Below are 19,894 nucleotides of genomic sequence, written 5' to 3' on the forward strand. Positions count from 1 at the left end.
CCGACACCGGGCAGCCCCGAAGGCGTCCGCCCCTAGCTCGCGAACGTCACCTGGGAGGAGGCGGCGTCCGGCTTGTCGGACGGATGCCGCCACAGCCCCTGCGCGGCCAGCAGAGGCAGCACGCCCTCCCCGAACCAGTACGCCTCCTCCAGGTGCGGATACCCGGACAGTACGAACTCCTCGATGCCGACGGCTGCGTACTCCTTGATCCGTGTCGCGACCTCCTCGTGGCTGCCGACCAGCGCCGTGCCCGCCCCGCCGCGCACAAGGCCGATCCCGGCCCACACGTTGGGGTGGATCTCCAGTCCGTTCCGGCCGCTGCCGTGCAGCGCGAGCATGCGCTGCTGGCCTTCGGACTCGCTCCGGGCCAGGCCGGCCTGCACCGACTCGACGGTCTCGGGGTCGAAGCCGGCGAGGAGTCGGTTCGCCTCGGCCCAGGCCTGTTCGGAGGTGTCGCGGGTGATGACGTGCAGCCGGATGCCGAAGCGCAGGGCGCGACCCTGGCGGGTGGCGAGCCCTTTGATCCAGGCGATCTTCTCGGCGACCTGCGCGGGCGGCTCGCCCCAGGTGAGGTACACGTCGGCGTGCCGGGCCGCGATCTCCCCCGCGACCGGCGAGGAACCGCCGAAGTACACCTCGGGGACCGGGTCGGGCACCCGGGCCAGCTTCGCATCCTCGACGCGCAGGTGCTCGCCGTCCAGGTCGACGGTCTTGCCGTCCCACAACTCCCTGACGATGCCGAGGAATTCGCCGGTACGGCGGTAACGGGCGTCCTTGTCCAGGAAGTCGCCGTACGCCCGCTGCTCATGGCTCTCGCCACCCGTGACGACGTTCAGCAGCAGCCGTCCGCCGGTCTGCCGCTGATAGGTGGAGGCCATCTGCGCGGCGAGGGTGGGCGAGACGGAGCCGGGCCGGAAGGCGACGAGGAACTTCAGGCGTTCCGTGTGCTGGCTGACCATCGCGGTGGTCAGCCACGCGTCCTCGCACCAGGCACCGGTCGGGGTGAGGGCGCCGACGAAGCCGAGATCCTCGGCGGCGCGGGCGATCTGGCTCAGATAGCCGACCGTGGGCGGCCGGTCCCGTCCGGAGGCCGTCACCGGAGTGCCGTGACCGCCACCGACGACATCGCGGCTGTCGCCGTTGGTGGGAAGGAACCAGTGGAAGGTGAGGGACACGTCAGGTCTCCGATCTCGAACGTCCGTCAGAGCGGGCCGGGGCGCGGCTTCGTCCGTTCAGCACGTACCGGCGGTCGGGCTGGAACTCGCGGCGGGGCGGGCGTGGAATGTGTGGGTGCGGGCGTCGCGCCGGTGGTGTGCAGGTTGAGAGAGTCACATGGGCGGTCCGGGCAGTCGTGGGGCTCAGCCGGCCGCCGCGAGGAGGGGGGTGCGGCCGAGGGCCGCCGAGAACTGGTCGACGACCTGGGTCAATGCTTCGGTGGCGGCCGCCGCCACGGTGAGCGAGCCGTCCTCGTGCACCGTGATGTCCTTGTCGAGGGTGAACCAGCCCTGCACTATGTGGCCCGCGCCCATGGAGTTGAGGACGGGACGCAGCGCGTAGTCGATGGCCAGGACGTGCGCGGTGGTGCCGCCGGTGGCCAGCGGCAGCACGGTCTTTCCAGCGAGTGCGTACTGCGGGAGGAGGTCGAGCAGCGCCTTGAGGACCCCGGAGTAGGACGCCTTGTAGACGGGGGTGCCGACGACGATGCCGTCGGCACGTGCGAACAGCTCGGTCGCCTCGACGATCGCCGGGTGGCGGAAGTCCGCGCCGAGGAGGGCCTCCGCCGGCAGGGTGCGCACGTCGAGCGGGATGACCTGGTGGCCCTGGGCGATCAGCCGCTGGTCCAGATGGCGCAGCAGACGGGCGGTGCGGGAGGAGGCGGAGGGACTGCCGGAGACGGACAGAACGATGGCCATGAGTCCTCTTTCGGGACGGAGCGGGCCTTCGCAAAAGGCCCCGTGGGACGAGCGGTCGGGCGGGCACGGGGAGAGACTCGGGCCCGGACCCCATCCCCGGCAGCCAGAACTCCGGATCCCCGGCGAGGGGCGGCACGCGTTTGCCGAAGTCCTCGATCTCCTAGTGGAAATGCAGGAAGTCGAGGCCGAATTGAAGCGTGTCCCCATTGCCTTGAAGCCGTGTCACTGAATTCCGGAGTGGAATGGGCGCATCACCTGCCCCATGGCAGAGGCGCCACAGGAATACGTCCGGGAGCGACCAGCGGACGTGTGAGGCGGAAAGCGAGCGGCGGACCGGAGGGGATCAGGCCGCGGTGCGACAGGAGGCGCTGGAGACGCGCGCGAGGTCGACGTGGCGTCGCCGCGTGAGGTCCAGTCGCTTCTTCATGCCGTCGATCGTGGCAGCCGCCCGCGCGAGCAGTCAAGAAAAACGGCTCTCCTGTCGCTTCTCGTCTTTCGCAGTTTGCTTGGTCGGTAGTGGCGACTGGGGCGGCGATCGGTTCTCTTGCGGCGGGTGTCGCCGTCGGCCGGGACGCGAGGAAGCATCGGCGGTAGAAGAAGTTCCGCTCCCGGAGAGGAGTGACCCGTCGATGCTTCCGTTTCCGACTGTACCGCCGTCCCTGGACTGGCTGCTGGGCGTCTTGCGGCCCTGTTTCCGGGCGCCGACTTACCGAGTGTTCACCGCACTGGTCGTGGGGATGATCGCGCAGACCGGCCGCCACACCGTGTGCGGCATGCTGCTGGGCGCCGGTCTGGGCGGGGTGTGGCACCACGCCCGCGCCCACCGCTTCTTCTCCACCGCCCGCTGGTCGGCCGACCGGGTCGGCCTGGCCCTGGCCCGCCTGATCGCTGACCTGCTCCTGCCGTCGGATGCGGCACTGGAGGTGGCGGTGGACGAGACCTTCTTCCGCCGCCGCGGCAAGAAGGTCTTCGGCGTGCTGTGGGGATACGACGGCTCGGTCAACGCCCCCAAGCCCCTTCAGGTCGGCTGGGGCCACTGCTGGGTGATCGCCGGCCTGGTGGTGCACCTGCCCGGCTGCCCGCGCCCAATCTGCCTGCCGGTGCTCTTGCGCCTGTGGGCCGGCAAGGGCACCGTCACCCGGGTCCAGCTCGCCCGCACCCTGGTGGAACTGCTCGCCCGTGCCTTCCCCGACCGCACCCTGCACGTCGTCGCCGACGGCGCCTACGCCACGCACGTGCTGCGCGGACTGCCCGACCGGATCACCTTCACCACCCGGGCCGCCCACCGGTCGGTCTTCTACGGTCTGCCGCCCGCGCCGACCGGCAGGCGCGGACGCCCCCGGCTCAAGGGCGACCGGCTGGGCACCAGCGCCGACCTCGCCGCCCGCACCCGCTTCCGCCCCTGCCGCACCACCTGCTACGGGCACGCCGTCACAGTGCGGGTGGCCGAGACCGTCTGCCTGTGGTACGGCGTCTTCGGGCCCCGCCCCGTGCGGGTGCTGACCGTGCGTAACCCTGCCGTGCGGGGCAAGGAGCTGACCGTGGTCACCACCGACCTGGCCTCATCAGTTGCGGCCCTGGTCTCCCGCTACGCCAGGCGCTGGTCCATCGAGGTCGCCGTCTTTGACGCCAAGCAGGTCGTCGGCGCCGGGCAGGCCCGCAACCGCACCCGGGCCGCGGTCGAACGCACCGTGCCATTCGCCATGATTTGCACCAGCCTGATCCCGTTGTGGTACAGCCAGTTCGGCGACCCGGCCGCGGACGTGGCCGCCTACCGCAGCACCGCACCCTGGTACACCACCAAGCGGGAACCCTCCTTCGAGGACATGGCCCTCGCACTGCGACGCACCGTCATCGCCGCCCGATTTAACCCCCTGCGGGCCCAACCCCCAACAGCCGCCGAAATCCTGGAAGTCCAGCGGGCATGGGCCTCCGCTGCCGCCTGAACTGCGAAAGACGAGTCGCTTCCGTGGGTGGGTTCATGCGGTGTGACGGCCTGGTAGGTGGGGGCGGTGGCCGCCGAGGCTGAGCATGGCGAGCGCGATGAGAGCGTCGGGGTCCTTGAAGCCGAAGGCGATGCGGGTGATCAGTCGGATCTTGGTGTTCATGCTCTCGACCAGGCCGTTGCTCAAGCCGTGTTCGGCGGCGGCGGTGATGGCGTCCCAGTGCTTGACGATGGACCGTTGCAGCTTGACGAAGGGCTCCAGGCGGGAGCGGCGAGCCCATGACACCCAGTCCCGCAGCGTCTCGGGTGTGTCGGGGCCGGCCTTCAGCGCGAGGCGTAGTCCTTCCTTGAGTAGGTAGGCGCGGTGAAGAACGGGATGGGCCTTGGCGATGAACTCCAGTTGCGCACGTTGGTGTTCGGTCAGGCCGGTGGGGTTCTTCCACAGCGCCCAACGGGCCTTCTTCAGCGCCTTGGACCCTGCGGTGACCCGGCCCTTGCCGCCGCGCTCGGCGTTCCACACCGCCCGGCGGACTTCGTCCAGAGCGTCGGTGGCCCACTGCACCACGTGAAAGGGGTCCATCACGCGGACGGCGTTGGGGCAGCGCTCGGCCACCACGGTGGCGATCCATTCGGCGGCGTCCGCGCTGACATGCGTGATCTTCTTCGAGCGCTCCTCGCCGAGGAGGTCGAAGAAGGACCGCAGTGTCTCCTTGTCCCGGCCGGCCGCCGCCCACACCAGACGGCTGCTGTCGTGGTCGACCACCACCGTCAGGTACTTGTGGTGGCGCTTGTACGAGATCTCGTCGATGCCGATCCGGCGCAGTCCGGCGAGCAGGTCCACACGCGCTTCGACGTCCGCCCACACTCGGGCGCAGATGTTGCCCACTGTGCGCCAGCCGATCCGCATCAGCTGGGTGACCGTGGTCTTCGCGCAGTGCGTGGCCAGCCAGGCCACGGTGTCGTCGAAGGCCAGGCTGTGTCCGGCACCGTGACGGGCCCAGGGCACATGGGCGACGACCACGCCGTGCTCGGGGCAGGACACACGCGGCGCGTCGGCCTCGATGAACACGCGGACCGCGCCCAAGTCCAGGGCCCGCCAGCGACGGCGGCCCTCACCGCTGTCGAACCTGGCACACCGGCGTTTGCAGACCCCGCAGCGTTGCCGCCGCCGCTTCGCCGGGTGGGCGTGGGCCACGATCACCACATCCTCGGCGCCCGCCTCCGCACTGTCATCCTCCTCGGCCTCGACCAAGTCGATCACCGTGTGTTCGACTCCGAGCAGCCGAGTCCATATGCTTGTAGATCGCACGCCGTATCCAGATTCTTCCGTTTCGTACTTTCAGCAGTCGAAACGTACCTGTGGTACGGCGTGTTGCGTTCATCGCCCCTGGTCAGCGACCCACGGAAGCGACAGGAGAGCCAGAAAAACCCGGCCGGTCTCGTATCGCGGACCCGTGAATTTCACGAAGGTCCGACAGGGAAACCCTTGAACTCCCCCTGCGCGGGCCCGCATTGTGCGGCGGCGCGGATGGAAGAACCGGAATTCGTCGCCGCGGTCACCGGGCTCGGCCCGTTGCGCCGCGCGGCCGGGCGACCAGGCGGCCAGGCGGCCGGGGAACTGCGCCTGCCACAGCCCGCGTTGAGCGTGATCCGGGGGTCACGAGGGACCCTCACAAGATGTTGGTGCGCACGGCGCGGGAGCCGGGCGTGGCGCGCACCCGCCGCGAACCGCCGACGGGCACAGCGGCGCCCTGTCCCGTACGACCGCCCGGTCAGTCGTCCTCGCCTGCCGGGATCACCACGAGGAACGCGTCCGACTTCAGGTCCATGACGACCTTCGCCGGCTCACCCTCGGCACGGCGCTTGGCCGCGTACTCCTCCGCCGGCCACGCCCCGCGCGGAGCTCCCGCAGAAAACCGCTCCAACACCTTCGCGCCCATAGCGGCAGACACCTCCGTCGTCGACTGTCGACTCGAACCGACACTTCTCCTGGGACCCGCCTGCCCCGACTCGACGCGGACATGCCGGGTCCAGTCAAAATCGGCCGGGCTCGCCCACGTCCCGAGCGGCGGCGGAACCGTCCCGCGCGCCCGTCACGAAACCACCGACCCACGGCCAGGTGACCATGGAAGCCCCCGTCGGCGCATCCGAAGAGGGCCCAGAAGTGGAAGTGATCGCTGAGGAGACGATGACACGGAGGAACGAGAGCTGATGAACGGCGACGACGCCACACCGGGACTGCGCTGCCTGGTCACGGGCGCCACGGGGTACATCGGCGGCCGGCTCGTCCCCGAGCTGCTCGCCGCGGGCCACCGGGTGCGCTGTCTGGCCCGCTCCCCGGAGAAGCTGCGGGACCATCCATGGGCGTGCGAGGTCGAGACGGCGACCGGGGACGTCACCCGGGCCGACTCGGTCGCCGACGCCATGCGCGGCATCGACGTGGCGTACTACCTGGTGCACGCCCTGGGCAGCGGCCGCGGCTTCGAGGAGACCGACCGCGAGGCCGCGCGGACCTTCGGGCAGCAGGCCCGCGCCGCCGGCGTACGGCGCATCGTCTATCTCGGCGGCCTCACCCCGGCGGGTGTGCCGGACCGGGAGCTGTCCCCGCATCTGCGCTCGCGCACGGAGGTCGGCCGCATCCTGCTGGACTCGGGTGTGCCGACGACCGTGCTCCGGGCCGCCGTCATCCTCGGGTCCGGATCGGCCTCGTTCGAGATGCTGCGCTATCTGACCGAACGCCTGCCCGTGATGGTCACCCCGAGCTGGGTGCACACCCGCATCCAGCCCATCGCGGTGCGGGACGTGCTGCGCGTCCTCGTCGGCAGCGCGCGTATGCCGGACGACGTCAACCGCTCCTTCGACATCGGCGGTCCCGAGGTGCTGACGTACCGGGAGATGATGGTCAGGTACGCGGCGGTCGCGGGCCTTCCGCCTCGGGTCATCGTCCCCGTCCCGGTCCTGACCCCTCGCCTGTCCAGTCTCTGGGTCGGTCTGGTGACCCCCGTGCCCGCGTCCATCGCCCGGCCGCTCACCGAGTCGCTGCGCCACGAGGTCGTCTGCCGCGAGAACGACATCACGCGGTACGTGCCCGAACCCCCCGGCCACCCGATCGGGTTCGACGAAGCGGTCGGTCTCGCCCTGCAGCGGGTCCGGGACGCCCAGGTCACCACCCGCTGGTCGTCCGCCTCGCCGCCCGGGGCCCCCAGCGATCCGCTGCCCACCGACCCCCAGTGGGCGGGCGGCAGCCTCTACACGGACCGGCGCGAGCTGGGGGTCGACGCCTCGCCCGAGGCGCTGTGGCGCGTCATCGAGGGCATCGGCGGCGACAACGGGTGGTACTCGTTTCCCCTCGCCTGGGCGGCGCGCGGATGGCTCGACCGGCTGGCCGGCGGGGTCGGCCTGCGCCGTGGACGACGCGACGCCCAGCGACTGCGGGTCGGCGACTCGCTGGACTTCTGGCGGGTCGAGGAGATCGAACCGGGGCGGCTGCTGCGGCTGCGCGCCGAGATGCGGCTGCCGGGACTCGCCTGGCTGGAGATGTGCACCGGCCGGGACGACTGCGGGCGCACCCGCTACCGCCAGCGCGCACTGTTCCATCCGCACGGGCTGCTCGGTCACGCCTACTGGTGGGGGGTCTCCCCCTTCCATGCCGTCGTGTTCGGTGGCATGGCACGCAACATCGCCAAGGCCGCGGCGAGGGCCCCGCTCACCAGGGAGGCGGAACACCCGCCTGCCTGCTGACCCCGCATCCGCCCGGCCTGTTCGGCGCGAAGCAGCTCACGGCCCACCCGCCCGGCGTCCCGGAGTCCGTCCCATGAACGTATCGGTCGTCCTGTTCACCGCAGACCTGCGTCTGCACGACCACCCGCCGCTGCGCGCCGCCCTCGAGGGCCGCCGCCAGGTGGTGCCTCTGTTCGTCCGCGACGCGGCCGTCGATGCGGCGGGATTCACCGCCCCGAACCGGCTGGCGTTCCTCGCCGACTGCCTGGGGGACCTCGACGCCGGTCTGCGCGCGCGGGGCGGCCGTCTCGTCGTCCGGTCCGGGGGCGTCGTGGAGGAGGTGTGCCGGGTGGCCGCCGAGGCGGACGCCGACGAGGTGCACATGGCGGCCGATGTCAGCGCCTATGCGCACCGGCGCGAGACGCGATTGCGGCAGGCACTGGAGGCCGAGGGACGCCGGCTGCATGTGCACGAGGCCGTGACGACGGCCGTTCCGCCCGGAGGGGTGACGCCAGCCTCCTCCGACCACTTCGCCGTCTTCACACCGTACTTCCGTCAGTGGTCGGCGCAGCGGCTGCGCGACGCTCTCGGCGCACCGCGCACCGTGCGGGTGCCGGACACCGTCGCGTCCGGGGAACTCCCCACGCGCCGAGGACTCCCGGACCTCTCGGAAGGGCTGGCGTCCGGCGGCGAGACCGAGGGCAGGAAGCGTCTCGCGGCCTGGTTGCGCGCCGGTGTCGCCGACTACGCGGACCGCCATGACGACCTGGCGGGCGACGCCACCTCCCGCCTCTCGCCCCATCTGCACTTCGGCACCCTTTCCCCCGTGGAGGTCGTCCACCGGGCACGGCGGGCGGGCGGACCGGGTGCCGATGCCTTCGTACGGCAGCTCGCGTGGCGGGACTTCCATCGTCAGGTCCTGGCGGTCCGGCCCGACGCCGCCACCTCCGACTACCGCACCCACCACGACCGCTGGCGTTCCGAGCGCACGGCGCGGGAGGACATCGAGGCGTGGGTCGAGGGCCGTACGGGCTATCCGGTGGTCGACGCGGCGATGCGCCAGCTGCGGCACGAGGGCTGGATGCACAACCGCGCCCGGCTGCTCACCGCCAGCTTCCTTGCGAAGACCCTGTACGTGGACTGGCGGGTGGGCGCCGAGCACTTCCTCCGGCTGCTGGTCGACGGCGACCTCGCCAACAACCAGCTCAATTGGCAGTGGATGGCCGGAACCGGCACCGACACCAGACCGAACCGGGTGCTCAACCCCGTCGCGCAGGGCAAGCGTCACGACCCCGACGGCGCGTACGTACGCCGCTGGGTACCGGAACTCGCGGGGCTTGCGGCGCCCGCGGTGCACGAGCCGTGGAAGCTGCGCGGCACGCAGCGCGCCGAGTACGACGCGTACCCGGACCCGATCGTGGACCTCTCCGAAGGTCTCGCCCGCTTCCGGCAGGCGCGCGGACGGGACTCGGACTGAGGAGCCGCCTCGCCACTACGGCCGCACCGGCTCGGAGCTCGGTTCGTGTCTGGGCGCCGGCGGACCCGAGCGGGACCCACTCAGCCGGCGTGCGATCCCTGCATGGCACGCAGTACGGGTAGTGCGCACAGTACTGGCGCCGGACCGGCTGCCCGACAAGGAAGAGCTGCGCGCTGACGCACGTCCTGACGTCACGGCGACGGCCCGGAGACGACGCGGGCGGGCTCACCGGTCCCGCTCAGCTCACGGCCGGCTCGGTCCCGTACCCGGCGGCCAGTGTGGCCAGCGCGTCGCGCAGACCGGCCGGCCGGAGCAGCCCATGCGTCGCGCGTCCCGCCCAGCCGGGTCCGCCCAGCATGACCACCGGCTGCCGGCGCGCCCCCCGCACACCCCACTCCGTGGCGGCCACATGCCGGGCCAGCGGCACGCTCGCCGTCGATCGCGCCTGCGCCCACAGCACCACGACCGCGGGGCCGAGCCGCCGTACCGCCGCGGTGAGCGCCTCGGCCGGCACCGCCCCACCGAACATGCGGGTGGTCAGGCGCAGTTCGCTCAGCCCCGCGTTGAGCGCCTCCAGCGCGAGGGTGTGCTCCTCACCGGGAACGCAGGCCAGCACCACCGGCCCCGCGCCGGCGGCGTCGCCCGGCGCGGCCGGCCGGGTGCGGCGCCTGAGCGTGGTGGAGACGTGCCACGACAACAGGTGCTCGACCTCGACGTAACGGTCCCCGGAGGACGCCCACTTGCGTCCGACGGCGTGCAGGGTCGGCACCATGACCTCCTCCCAGGCGACGGTGAGGCCGTGTTGCTCGACGGCCGAGGCGAGTTGCTCCTCGACGGCCGCCGCGTCCAGCCGTACCGCGGCCCGGGCGAGGCCGCGGCACTCCTGACGCACGTCCCCGAGGGGCAGGGTGCCCGCCGCCCGCGACCGGGTTTCCGGCTCGGGTGGCGGCACCGGCGCGGTGGGCGGTGCGGAGCCCGCTCCTTCCTTCGCGATCCGTGCCGCCTCGGCGGGCGGGACGCCGACGGAGGTGAGCCGGCACATGGTCTCCAGCATCGCCACGTCCTGGGGAGTCCAGCGGCGGTGCCGTCCGTCGGGCCGGACCGCGGGCCCGAGCCCGTATCTGCGGTCCCAGGACCGCAGCGTGGTGGGCGACACGCCGAGGCGGCGGGCGAGCGCGCCCGTCGTCAGTCCAGGGTCCGCCCGCTCGTGGGCCGGTCGAGGTCGCTCACCGCCGCTCGGGACGGCTCCGGGCTTGTCCACCGCACGACTATACGACGCAGAATCGATGCAAGTTGTGGGCAATCCCGTCCACCGCGGACGATGGCGACACACCGGGACGGGTCGGCCCGTCCCGGTGACAGGCCCACTCCGGACCGCACACCGCGATCCGGCCGCCCCGCGGGCGAGCGGGACGGTCGCCGCCCGATGTGAGGAGCCGTCGTCATGCCCGTTCACCAGCACTCCGGCGACGACTGCGGTGTTCAGGGCGGCGCGGGCGTCCTTGTCCGTCCGCATGGGCACACCGCTCCCCCGGCGGTGCGTACGGAGGGGTCCTGGCGGGACCAGGTCCCCGGTTCGCTGGCGGACGAGGAGTTGGCCGAGGGCCTGGTGGCGGGTGACGAGGCCTGTCTGACCGAGACCTATCTGCGCTGGTCGGCCCTGGTGCACACGCTGGCGTGGCGTTCGCTCGGGGACGCGAAGGAGGCCGAGGACGTCACCCAGCTGGTCTTTCTCGGCGTGTGGCGCGGGCGGGGCGGCTACCGGCCCGATCGCGGCGCGCTGCCGGGCTGGATCGTGGGCATCGCCCGGCGCAAGATCGCCGACGCGCTGTCGGCCCGGGCGCGCCGCAGCGACCTGGTCGCTGCGGCGGGATCGCGCCTGAACCCGGCCGGGCAATGCGCTGCGCAGCCGGAGTCCGTCCTCGACCGCGTGGTGGTGGGGCGGGCGCTGTCCCGGCTTCCCGCGGCCCAGCAGCGGGTACTGCGTCTGGCCTTCTACGAGGACCTGACCCAGACGCAGATCGCCGCACGGACCGGCTGGCCCCTCGGCACGGTCAAGAGCCACGCCCGGCGCGGGCTGCACCAGTTGCGCCGCTGTCTGCAACAGCAGGACGGCATCTGACAGGGCATCACGATCGGCTCTCCGATGAGATATTCGATGCGAGAACAATGCACTTCGCGTTCGGCGGGGTCGCCCCTTTCCTGCGCCCGGGTGATGCAGTGGCCTTTCGTCCGCGACTGCGGGAAGGCGGTGAGAGACGGGTCCGCCGCTCGGGACCGCGCGACGACCGGACGGCGGCACGGAGAGCCGCGCGCGACGCGGCACGGACGGAAGGACGGCCGTGGACGGACACGCGTCGCTGTCTCACCGGAGGCGGTCATGGCTACGGCGGGTCGGCGCCCACTCCGGAGCGGGTGTGCGGCCGGGCGCCGCACGCGCGGCAGCCCGGCTCCGCCGCTCGGGGCCGGTGCTGTGGGAGGCGTTGCGGCGCACCCCGGTGGCGATGTGGCGGGACGATGTGTCGGACTGGGCCGCAGCCCTGACGTACTACGCGATCCTCGCCCTGCTGCCCACGCTCCTCATGACGCTCTCACTGATCGGCGCGATCAGCCCGCACCTCACGGACGCGCTGACCGCTCACGTCACGACATGGGCGCCGGCCGAAGCGGGCTCGGCCCTGCACAGTACGCTGCTCCGGCTCGCCGGGGAGCGGTCGGCCGCGGTCACGGTGGCCGTGGGCGGCGGGGCGAGCGCACTGTGGTCGGCCTCCAGCTATCTGGCGGTCTTCCGCCGGGCCCTGCACGACCAGCACGGCGTCGCCGACACCCGGCCCGCCCTGCGCAAGGCGCACCGCATCCTGCTCACGGCCGTCACACTGCTGGCGCTGTTGTTCTGCAGTGCGCTGCTGCTGGTTCTCGGCGGCCCCATGGTGCGGGACCTGGGCCGGTGGGCGGGGATGGGCGAGGCGGGGACGGCCGTGTGGGCGCTGATGCGCTGGCCCGCACTGGTGGCCGTGGTGGCGCTCCTGGTGCTCGTCCTCTTCCGGACCGGACCCCCCGAGGCGCGCGCGTTGCGCCATGCGCTGCCGGGCGGGGTGCTCGCGGCGGCGCTGTGGCTGGCCGCGTCCTTCTGCTTCACCGCGTACGCCGCCGGACTCGGCACCTACAGCAGGCTCTACGGGTCCCTCGCGGGGGTGGTGGTGTTCCTTGTGTGGCTGTGGATGTCCCATCTGTCGCTGCTGGCGGGCGCCCAGTTCACCGCCGAACTGGCCCGTGGGGCGTCGTCCCGGGCCGGGAACACTTCGCAGCCGCTACACATAAGGAAAAAATAAGCGCAAAATACCTTTATGTGGCACTTACCGCGCATCGCACCAGAAGCGGTCAGGCCTGCGGAGTCGAAGGAGACGAGTCATGGCTGACGTCTCGCACAGCAGAGGTGACATCAGCGCCCATCCTGATGTCCATGAGATGCGGGCCCGCTACGCCCGCATGCTCGGTTCTCGCGATGTGGCGCTCGTGGACGGGCCGGTGTTCCTCCTCGGTCTGTACTGCGCCGCGTCCCCGTGGATACTCCACTACACGAGGAGCCAGCCGGCGATCGCGACGCACAACCTCATCATGGGCATCGCGTTCGGGCTGCTGGCCCTCGGATTCACCATCGTGCCGGAGAGGATGTACGGCCTGAGCTGGGCCATGTGCGCGATGGGCGCATGGATGATCATCTCGCCGTGGATCGTCGGCACCGCCCCGGACACCGGAGTCGTGGTCAACAGCATCGTCATCGGCGCCCTAGGCGTGGTCCTCGGCACGCTCTGCGCGGGGGCGGCGGTGAGGAGCAACCCGCCCGCATAGCCGCCGCGACACCCACCCCCGGTCGCCGGGTGCGGCGAGCACGGAAGGAGACCGGTCGGCCGGTCCGCGGCCGCGGACCGGCCGCGCCGTACCCGGACAAGCCCCGCCACACGCGCGTCAGCGGTTCGGCATGAGCCACGGTTCCTGCGGCAGCGGACTGCCCGTCTCGAGCAGCGACTTCAGGTTGGACAGCACGGCCGCCCAGCCTCCGGCGGCGTCCGCGCGCGCCGTCTCGTCCGCCAGGTCTTCATGGGTGACGGTCAGTTTGACGATGTCGGCGTGCGGCTGGACGTCGAAGGTGACCTGGGAGTACGTGTCCTTGCGCCCTTCGTCCTCGGGCGCGGCCCAGGTGGTGACGAGGCGGGTGGGCCGTTCGCTCTCGATCACCTCTCCGACCACGTCGGCGATGCCCGATCCGTCCGTGCGGACGTGCTCCCAGCGGGAGCCGGGCTTCCAGTCGGAGACATTGCTGTGGCCCCAGTACGCGGCGGTGAGGCCGGGGTCGGTGAGCGCGTCCCAGACGGCCTCGGGTGTGCTCTCGATATAGATGACGTACACGAACGTGGGCTTGTCGGCCATGGCTTCCTCGGCTTTTCGCTTCAGGGTGCTCAGCGCGCGCAGACGCGGGCGCTCGAACTTGTCGATCCAGCGCTCCTGGATCTCGTGCAGCGGCACCGGATTGAGGTAGTGCAACTTCTCCCGTCCGCGCCGCACGGTGCTGACCAGGTTGGCGCCCTCCAGCACGGCCAGGTGCTGGGTGACGGACTGACGCGTCATGTCGATGTGTGCGCACAGCTCGCCGAGCGTCTGCCCGCCGTGCTCGTGCAGCCGGTCCAGCAGCCGCCGGCGCGTGGCGTCGGCCAGGGCCTTGAAGACCTGATCCATCTCGGAGTCGCTCTCTGATCGCACACTCAACGTTATGCAGGCAAATACTTGCATGTCAAGGAGGGCACCCGCCCGCACACTGGCCCGGTGAGCCGAACCGTCAGTGCGTGGGTGACCGCGGGTGAGGACGTCCTGGGCGTCGTCGGACCCTTTCCCGTGGAGGTGCCGTGGTGGCAGGAGGTCGAGCCGGTCATCGGCCGCCTCGAGGGGATGCTGGGTGTGCAGGTGCTCGTGCTGCGGCTGCTGACGGTGGACGGTGGTGAGGGAGGGCGGGACGGCCACGCGACGTACCACGTCGAGGCGTCGCGGCGTCCGGCGCCCGGACTGCTGGAATCCCGTCCCCTCGACGGGGGTCCGCTGACGCGGGACGACGCGCTCCGCGCCCCGTGGGCCCGCGCCGAGGGCCTGCGGGAACTCATCGACTGGGCAGGCCGCACCCTGGAGGCGGCGGGCCGTCCCGTCACCGGACGTGTCGAGCAGCGGCGGACCTGGAACCTGGCCGGCCTGTTCCGGTTGCCCACCGCGAGCGGACCGGTCTGGCTCAAGGCGACCCCGCACTTCGCGGCGGACGAGGCGGCCACCGTGCGCGCGTTCGCCCGTGTGGATCCCGGACTGGTGCCGATCCTGCTCGGCGGGGGCGAGCGGCGGATCCTCATGGAGCACATACCCGGCGAGGACTGCTATGGCGCTTCATCCGCGACGGTGGCGGCGGTGATGGAGCGGTTCGTCGCGGCACAGGCATCCCTCGCGTCGAACCGGCCCGCCGGTCTGCGGGACTGGAGTACCGCGGTGCTCCCGGACCGGGTGGAGGCCTTGCTCGACGGCCCGGTCGCGGCCGAGCTGACCTCTCAGGAGCTGGCGACGGTAAGGGGGTTGGCGGGCGGCTGGCGGCAGCTCGCGGAGTGCGGGCTGCCCGACACGGTGGTGCACGGCGATTTCCACCCGGGCAACTGGCGCAGCGACGGCCGCCGTCCGGTCGTCCTGGACTTCGCGGACGCCCACTGGGGCAACCCGGTGGTGGACGGCCTGCGCGCCCATGACTTCCTCCCCGAGCCCGCCCGGGCCACGGCGGCCCGCGCCTGGGCCGAGGCCTGGAAGGCCCACGCTCCCGGAAGCGACCCGGTCCGGGCCCTGCGGCTCGCCGAGCCGCTCGCCCAGCTCATGTACGCCGTGCGCTACCAGGAGTTCCTCGACGGCATCGAGACGTCGGAGCGGCCGTACCACGAGGGGGACCCGGCTTCGGCGCTCCGCAGCGCGGCGCGGCGCGCGACACACCCGAGCCCGTCCCTCACGGACCTTCGCCTCGGGCAGCCCGGGGCCGGGACGTCCGGGGAGTTCCGCTAGCCCACTCCGGTCGAAGCGCGCCGGAACGACGCCTCCGGGCCTGCACAGGCGTCTCCTGCGCCGCCGCGGCACAGGATCGCCAGGGCGCGCTGAGGGGCCGACAGACGGGCCCATGCCCTTGAACGGGTGAATGGTCGTGAGAACCGGCGTGCGTCGTGCGGGTGGCCGGCCCCACACCCCCGGCGGGCCGGCCACCGGCGGGCGCCGCGGGCGCCCGCCCCTCTGTCACGGCTCTGCCCTCACGCTCCGGCCGGTTCCGGCGCCGGAGCGTCGAGGTACTCCTCCGCGATCTCCTTCGGGCCGAACGGCCAGACCTTCTCCAGACGGGCCCAGATCACGAACGCCACGCAGCCGAGCGCCAGCCAGGCCAGCGACCACTCGATCGGGTGGCGGCCCGGGGAGTTCTTGTCCGCGTAGCCGTAGATGACCAGCCAGCCGACGAGGGCCACGATGCTCGGCACGGGGTACAGCCACATCCGGTACGGCCGCCGCAGCGTCGGCTGCCGCTTGCGCAGGACCGTCAGACCCACGATCTGTGCCAGCGCCTGGACCAGCACCATCACCGTGGTGAGCAGCTGGATCAGGGTCGCCAGGTCGGTGTGACGGCCGATCAGGAAGCCGATGGCCGTGATCACACCCATGGTGGCCAGGCCCAGCGTCGGGAAACGGTGCTTCGGGTGCAGCTTGCCGTACGGGCGGAAGAAGACGCGTTCGCGGGCGGCGTCGTAGGGAACCCGGGAGCCGCCGAGCAGACCGGTGAACACCGAGGCGAAAGCGGTGATGAGGATCAGGACGGTGACGGTGTCCGCCGCGCCCTTGCCCCAGGTCTTCTCCAGCACCGCCGATGCCACCGACGTGGACGCGATGTCGTTCGGGTCGATCATACGGTGCCAGTCGATGACACCGAGCGTGCCGATCTGCAGGAGCAGGTAGATCGCCATGATGCCGAGGATCGAGAAGACGATCGACCGCGGGAGGGTACGGCCCGGGTCCTTGATCTCGGCGCCCATGTACGCGGTGGTGTTGTAGCCCAGGTAGTCGTAGATGCCGATGGTCAGACCCGCCGCGAAGCCGATCCAGAAGTGGTTGCTCGCCAGGTCGAAGGCGTGCGCCGGGTAGGTGAAGGCCAGGTGCGGGCTGAAGTCCGAGGCCGCCGCGACGATCACCAGCAGCACCGAGGCGATCATCACAGCCCACATCACCGCCGTAATCCGGGCGATGTTCTCGATGCCCCGCCACAGCAGAAGGATCACCAGGGCGATGACGCCGAGCCCGATCAGGTCGCCGGCGGTCTTGTTGAGGTCCGGTGCCAGATAACCGAGGTACTGGACGAAGCCCACCACACCGGTGGACATGATCAGGGGGATGAAGAGCATCGCCGTCCACACGAACAGGAACGGCATCAGGCGTCCCGAGCGGTACTGGAACGCCTGGCGCAGATAGACGTAACTGCCGCCGGAACCGGGCATGGCCGCGCCCATTTCGGCCCAGACGAGCCCGTCGGCGAGCGCCAGCAGCGCGCCCGCGATGAAGCCGATGACCGCCTGGGGGCCGCCGAACGCGGCGACCATCAGCGGGATGGTGACGAACGGCCCGATGCCGCACATCTGGCTCATGTTGATGGCGGTGGCCTGGAACAGGCCGACTCGGCGGACGAAACCGCCGTTGGGCGGCGGATTGGCGGACACGGGACCTCCTGAAGCGGGACGCGGGGAGAGATGTACGGACTGTGTGCCGGCGTCGAGCGGCGGCAGACGGATCAAGGCCGGCGGGTATCCGGCCGGCGCTGGGCTCCCCTTGGCTCGCCCGGCGAGGCTGACTGGGCGATAAAGTTAAGGAGCCTTACTAGACGCGTCAAGAGCGCGTCAGGAATACGTGAGAATGGTGCGATGCCCGCGCGAGAACCCGCAGATCAGCCGGAACAGACCTGGAGCCGCCAGCGGCTGCGCAGCACCAACGAGCGGCTGCTCCTGGACCGGCTGCGCGCGGCGGGCAGCGCCTCGCGGGCCCAACTCGCCCGGGAGACGGGCCTGTCGAAGCCGACGGTCTCCAGCGCGCTCGCGGCCCTGGCGGACGCCGGCCTGGTCCGCGAGGTGGGCACGCACACGCCCGAGCGCGGCCGGATGGCGGTCCTGTACGCCCCCGACCCGGCCGCGGGGTACGCGCTCGGCATCGACATCGGACGCGGCTGGCTGCGGGTTGCGGTGGCCAACCTCGACGGCGAGGTGGTCGCCCGGTCCGATGTGCGCAATCGGGCCCGCACTTCGGGGGCCATGGCCGAACTGGTCGTCGACACCGCCCGGCAGGTGGTCGCGGGCTCGGGGGCCGGGCGTGGCGAGGTGGCGCACGCGGTGGTGGGCACCCCCGGCGTGTACGACGAGGAGCGGCGCCGGGTGCGCTACGCGATGCACCTGCCGGGCTGGGGCCGGGCCGGGCTGTTCGACCGGATGCGCGAGGAGCTGGGCATCCCGCTGGAGGTGCACAACGACGCCAACCTCGCCGCGCTCGGCGAGTACACGTACGGTGTCGGCGCGGGCAGCCGGCTGTTCGCGTACATCCTGATCGGCACCGGGCTCGGCATGGGCGTGGTCAGCGAGGGACGGCTGTTCACAGGCGCACACGGCGGGGCCGGGGAGATCGGTTTCCTGCCGTGGCCGGGGCGGCAGAAGCCGGAGACGCTGGAGGACGCGGTGTCGGGTGTGGCCGTCGTCGAGTCGGCGCGGGCGTTCGGCATGACGGGCCAGCTCACGGCGAAGGACGTGTTCGAGGCGGCCCGGAAGGAGCATCCCGCCGCGATCAGTGCGGTACGGCTGGAGGGCGAGCGGATCGCGCACACGGTGGCGGCCGCGGCGGCCGTGCTCGACCCCGACCTCGTGGTGCTCGGCGGCGGGGTGGGCCACAGCGTCGACCTGCTGCTGCGCCCCGTACGGGAGACGCTGCGCGCACTCACTCCACTGCGCCCGAAGATCGCACCGAGCCGGCTGGGCGAGGACGCGGTGCTGCTGGGCGCGCTCGCGACGGCGCTGGGGACGGCGCGGGACGTGGTCTTCGAACGCCGCTCGGCCTCTTGAACGGCCCGACCGGAAGCCACGGCGTTTGACGCAACTGCGGCCGCGCTCCGGCTTGTTCGCCGCTAGTAAAGTTTGCTTACTTTCATCCTGCGGGGGCGCCGCCAACGGAGCAGGCCCTCTTCGCGGCATCACCCGCAAGGGGTGGGCCCGTTCAACGGGCCCACCCCTTGCGGGGCGTCAGCTCACATTGAGCGCCGTGTCGTCGACGACGAACGACGTCTGGAGGGTGGAACCCTCCGTGCCGGTGAACTTGAGCGTGATGGTCTGCCCGGCGTAGCTCGCCAGGTTGAAGCTGCGCTGGGTGTAGCCGCTCGCGGCGTTGAGGTTGGAGTACGTCGCGAGGGTGCCCAGCACGGTCCCGGAACTGTTCAGAACCTGGACCTTGAGCGTGTCGTACGCGGTGCTGGTGGTGGTCTCCGCCGTGTCGATGTGGAGGTAGAAGCTCAGGGTGGTGGAGGTGCAGCCGGAGGGGATGGCGACCGACTGGGACAGGGTGTCGGTGTGCGCGGAGCCGTAGCCGTTCAGCCAGGCGTAGTACGACCCCGTACGGGGCGACTCACCGGTGTCGTTGGTGATGACGCCGCTGCTGGCGCTCCAGGTGGTGGCGCCGGACTCGAAGCCGTTGTTGCCGAGGAGCTGAGCGGCGGTGCAGGTGGAGCCACCGCCCCCACCGCCCCCGCTGCTGCCGCTCGCGCCGGAGAGCCATTCGGTGGCATTGAGGGCGAGGGCCGCGTTGGTGGCGCCGGAGTCGTTCCAGCCGTCGTACAGCGTGTTGCCGGACTGACCGGTGCCGTCGTCGATGGGCGAGCTGTCGCCCCAGAACGCGACGCGGCCGCTGCCGAAGGTGCTGGTCAGGAAGAAGGCTCCGGTGTTGCCGGAGTAACCGCTGCGGTAGACCAGGCCCTTGACGGACGAATTGTCCGACGGCTTGAGGGTGGCGGTGGTGCCGTTGGCGATGAGGCTCTTGGTCACCGTGCCGAAGGAGCCGTGCAGGACGGGATCGGTGGCGGAGCTGATGGCGGCCGGGTAGCCGGAGGTGATGTTCAGCGAGTCGATCGAGAAGCCGAACGGGTCGGTGGAGTCGACGCTGTTGTTGGTCATCAGGTCGTTCAGGATCTTGAGCGCGTCGTTGCCGTCGTTGTTGCGGTCGGCTCCGGTGTGATCGGAGATCATGAACAGGCCGCCGCCGTTCTTGACGAAGTTCATGATGGCCGTCTTCTCGGCCGTCGTGAACAGCGTGTTCGGCTCCGGCAGGACCAGCGTGTCGAACTTCGACAGATCGGTGGCGGACGAACCCCCGTAGCTCAGGCTGGAGCCCGAAGGCAGCGTCTTGAGGCTGTAGTTGCCCGTCTTCTGCAGGGCGACGCCCCAGGAGGAGAGAGCGCCGGTCCAGTCCGTCTCGGCGGACGGCGTGGAGTCCTGGCCGAGGGGGTCGGGCTGGCTGGTGGAGATGATCCAGTCGGCGTTGCCGGCGGTCTCCGCGTGCGCGTTGTCGAACAGGACGCGGTGGGGGGTGGCCGCGTGGGCGGGCGTGGCGCCGGTGGCCGCCTGGACGGCGGCGCCCGTGGCGAGCAGCCCGAACACGGCGAGCGCCGTGGTGAGTCTGTGACGTGACTTGGTGAGTCCGAGCATCCGGCGGACCTCCGTGTGGGGAGTCGGGGAAGGAGCGTGCGGGTGCCGTTCGTCT

17 protein-coding genes are annotated in these 19,894 nt (G+C 71.4%); 8 read left to right on the forward strand and 9 right to left on the reverse strand.

All coding sequences use genetic code 11. The features are described 5' to 3' along the window. Positions 1–32: 32 nt before the first annotated feature. From ACQEXA_RS07805 to ACQEXA_RS07815, 3 genes are all read right to left on the reverse strand, one after another. Positions 33–1,175 (reverse strand): LLM class flavin-dependent oxidoreductase, encoded by a 1,143-nt coding sequence (locus ACQEXA_RS07805; RefSeq protein WP_432935758.1) that lies wholly within the window; start codon positions 1,173–1,175, stop codon positions 33–35. Positions 1,176–1,358: 183 nt separating this feature from the next. Then, on the reverse strand, positions 1,359–1,913 hold the full coding sequence (ssuE, locus tag ACQEXA_RS07810) for an NADPH-dependent FMN reductase (RefSeq protein WP_433129178.1): 555 nt from the start codon (positions 1,911–1,913) through the stop codon (positions 1,359–1,361). A gap of 343 nt (positions 1,914–2,256) precedes the next feature. Further along, entirely contained in the window at positions 2,257–2,340 is an 84-nt protein-coding gene (locus ACQEXA_RS07815; protein WP_359401602.1) for a putative leader peptide, read from the reverse strand. Between the two features lie 202 nt (positions 2,341–2,542). Between ACQEXA_RS07815 and ACQEXA_RS07820 the strand changes: the two genes are divergently transcribed. Continuing rightward, positions 2,543–3,859 carry an IS701 family transposase gene (locus ACQEXA_RS07820; RefSeq protein ID WP_433129180.1) on the forward strand — a complete coding sequence of 439 codons (1,317 nt, stop codon included), beginning with the start codon at positions 2,543–2,545 and terminating at the stop codon, positions 3,857–3,859. Positions 3,860–3,892: 33 nt separating this feature from the next. Here ACQEXA_RS07820 and ACQEXA_RS07825 read toward each other — a convergent pair whose 3' ends face one another. Then, a complete protein-coding gene (locus tag ACQEXA_RS07825) occupies positions 3,893–5,167 on the reverse strand; it encodes an ISL3 family transposase (protein WP_432921964.1) in 1,275 nt (424 codons plus the stop codon). Between the two features lie 463 nt (positions 5,168–5,630). Beyond that, positions 5,631–5,798 (reverse strand): hypothetical protein, encoded by a 168-nt coding sequence (locus ACQEXA_RS07830; protein WP_359401553.1) that lies wholly within the window; start codon positions 5,796–5,798, stop codon positions 5,631–5,633. Between the two features lie 271 nt (positions 5,799–6,069). Here ACQEXA_RS07830 and ACQEXA_RS07835 point away from each other — a divergent pair, with 271 nt between their 5' ends. Both ACQEXA_RS07835 and ACQEXA_RS07840 read left to right on the forward strand, forming a co-directional pair. Beyond that, on the forward strand, positions 6,070–7,599 hold the full coding sequence (locus ACQEXA_RS07835; protein ID WP_433129182.1) for an SDR family oxidoreductase: 1,530 nt from the start codon (positions 6,070–6,072) through the stop codon (positions 7,597–7,599). 73 nt (positions 7,600–7,672) lie between these two features. Then, positions 7,673–9,055, forward strand: coding sequence for a cryptochrome/photolyase family protein (locus ACQEXA_RS07840; protein ID WP_433129184.1), 1,383 nt, complete (start codon positions 7,673–7,675; stop codon positions 9,053–9,055). A gap of 238 nt (positions 9,056–9,293) precedes the next feature. Here the strand turns inward: ACQEXA_RS07840 and ACQEXA_RS07845 are convergent, their stop codons facing one another. Next, the gene (locus tag ACQEXA_RS07845; protein ID WP_432935747.1) at positions 9,294–10,316 is read right to left on the reverse strand and encodes a MerR family transcriptional regulator; all 1,023 of its coding nucleotides are present in this window, start codon (positions 10,314–10,316) and stop codon (positions 9,294–9,296) included. 183 nt (positions 10,317–10,499) lie between these two features. Here ACQEXA_RS07845 and ACQEXA_RS07850 point away from each other — a divergent pair, with 183 nt between their 5' ends. The 3 genes from ACQEXA_RS07850 to ACQEXA_RS07860 all read left to right on the forward strand — a co-directional run bounded on the left by ACQEXA_RS07850 (position 10,500) and on the right by ACQEXA_RS07860 (position 12,907). Beyond that, the gene (locus tag ACQEXA_RS07850) at positions 10,500–11,177 is read left to right on the forward strand and encodes a sigma-70 family RNA polymerase sigma factor (RefSeq protein WP_432935745.1); all 678 of its coding nucleotides are present in this window, start codon (positions 10,500–10,502) and stop codon (positions 11,175–11,177) included. 220 nt (positions 11,178–11,397) lie between these two features. Then, entirely contained in the window at positions 11,398–12,387 is a 990-nt protein-coding gene (locus ACQEXA_RS07855; RefSeq protein ID WP_433129187.1) for a YihY/virulence factor BrkB family protein, read from the forward strand. Positions 12,388–12,466: 79 nt separating this feature from the next. Further along, positions 12,467–12,907: an SPW repeat protein gene (locus ACQEXA_RS07860; RefSeq protein WP_433129189.1), complete on the forward strand. Its 441-nt coding sequence runs from the start codon at positions 12,467–12,469 to the stop codon at positions 12,905–12,907. A gap of 117 nt (positions 12,908–13,024) precedes the next feature. On the opposite strand, the gene ACQEXA_RS07865 is transcribed toward ACQEXA_RS07860, so the two are convergent. Then, positions 13,025–13,792, reverse strand: a complete 768-nt coding sequence (locus ACQEXA_RS07865; RefSeq protein WP_432939831.1) for an ArsR/SmtB family transcription factor — start codon at positions 13,790–13,792, stop codon at positions 13,025–13,027. A gap of 87 nt (positions 13,793–13,879) precedes the next feature. Here ACQEXA_RS07865 and ACQEXA_RS07870 point away from each other — a divergent pair, with 87 nt between their 5' ends. Next, positions 13,880–15,136: an aminoglycoside phosphotransferase family protein gene (locus tag ACQEXA_RS07870; RefSeq protein WP_432935737.1), complete on the forward strand. Its 1,257-nt coding sequence runs from the start codon at positions 13,880–13,882 to the stop codon at positions 15,134–15,136. A gap of 239 nt (positions 15,137–15,375) precedes the next feature. Here the strand turns inward: ACQEXA_RS07870 and ACQEXA_RS07875 are convergent, their stop codons facing one another. Further along, positions 15,376–16,824, reverse strand: coding sequence for an APC family permease (locus ACQEXA_RS07875; RefSeq protein ID WP_432935734.1), 1,449 nt, complete (start codon positions 16,822–16,824; stop codon positions 15,376–15,378). A gap of 201 nt (positions 16,825–17,025) precedes the next feature. Here ACQEXA_RS07875 and ACQEXA_RS07880 point away from each other — a divergent pair, with 201 nt between their 5' ends. Further along, complete coding sequence (locus tag ACQEXA_RS07880) at positions 17,026–18,207, forward strand: ROK family protein (RefSeq protein WP_433129191.1); 1,182 nt, start codon at positions 17,026–17,028, stop codon at positions 18,205–18,207. Between the two features lie 177 nt (positions 18,208–18,384). On the opposite strand, the gene ACQEXA_RS07885 is transcribed toward ACQEXA_RS07880, so the two are convergent. Next, positions 18,385–19,839, reverse strand: a complete 1,455-nt coding sequence (locus ACQEXA_RS07885) for a hydrolase (protein ID WP_432935728.1) — start codon at positions 19,837–19,839, stop codon at positions 18,385–18,387. Positions 19,840–19,894 lie beyond the last annotated feature (55 nt).

Source organism: Streptomyces sp. CA-106110, assembly GCF_050936285.1.
In the GTDB taxonomy this organism is placed as follows: domain Bacteria; phylum Actinomycetota; class Actinomycetes; order Streptomycetales; family Streptomycetaceae; genus Streptomyces.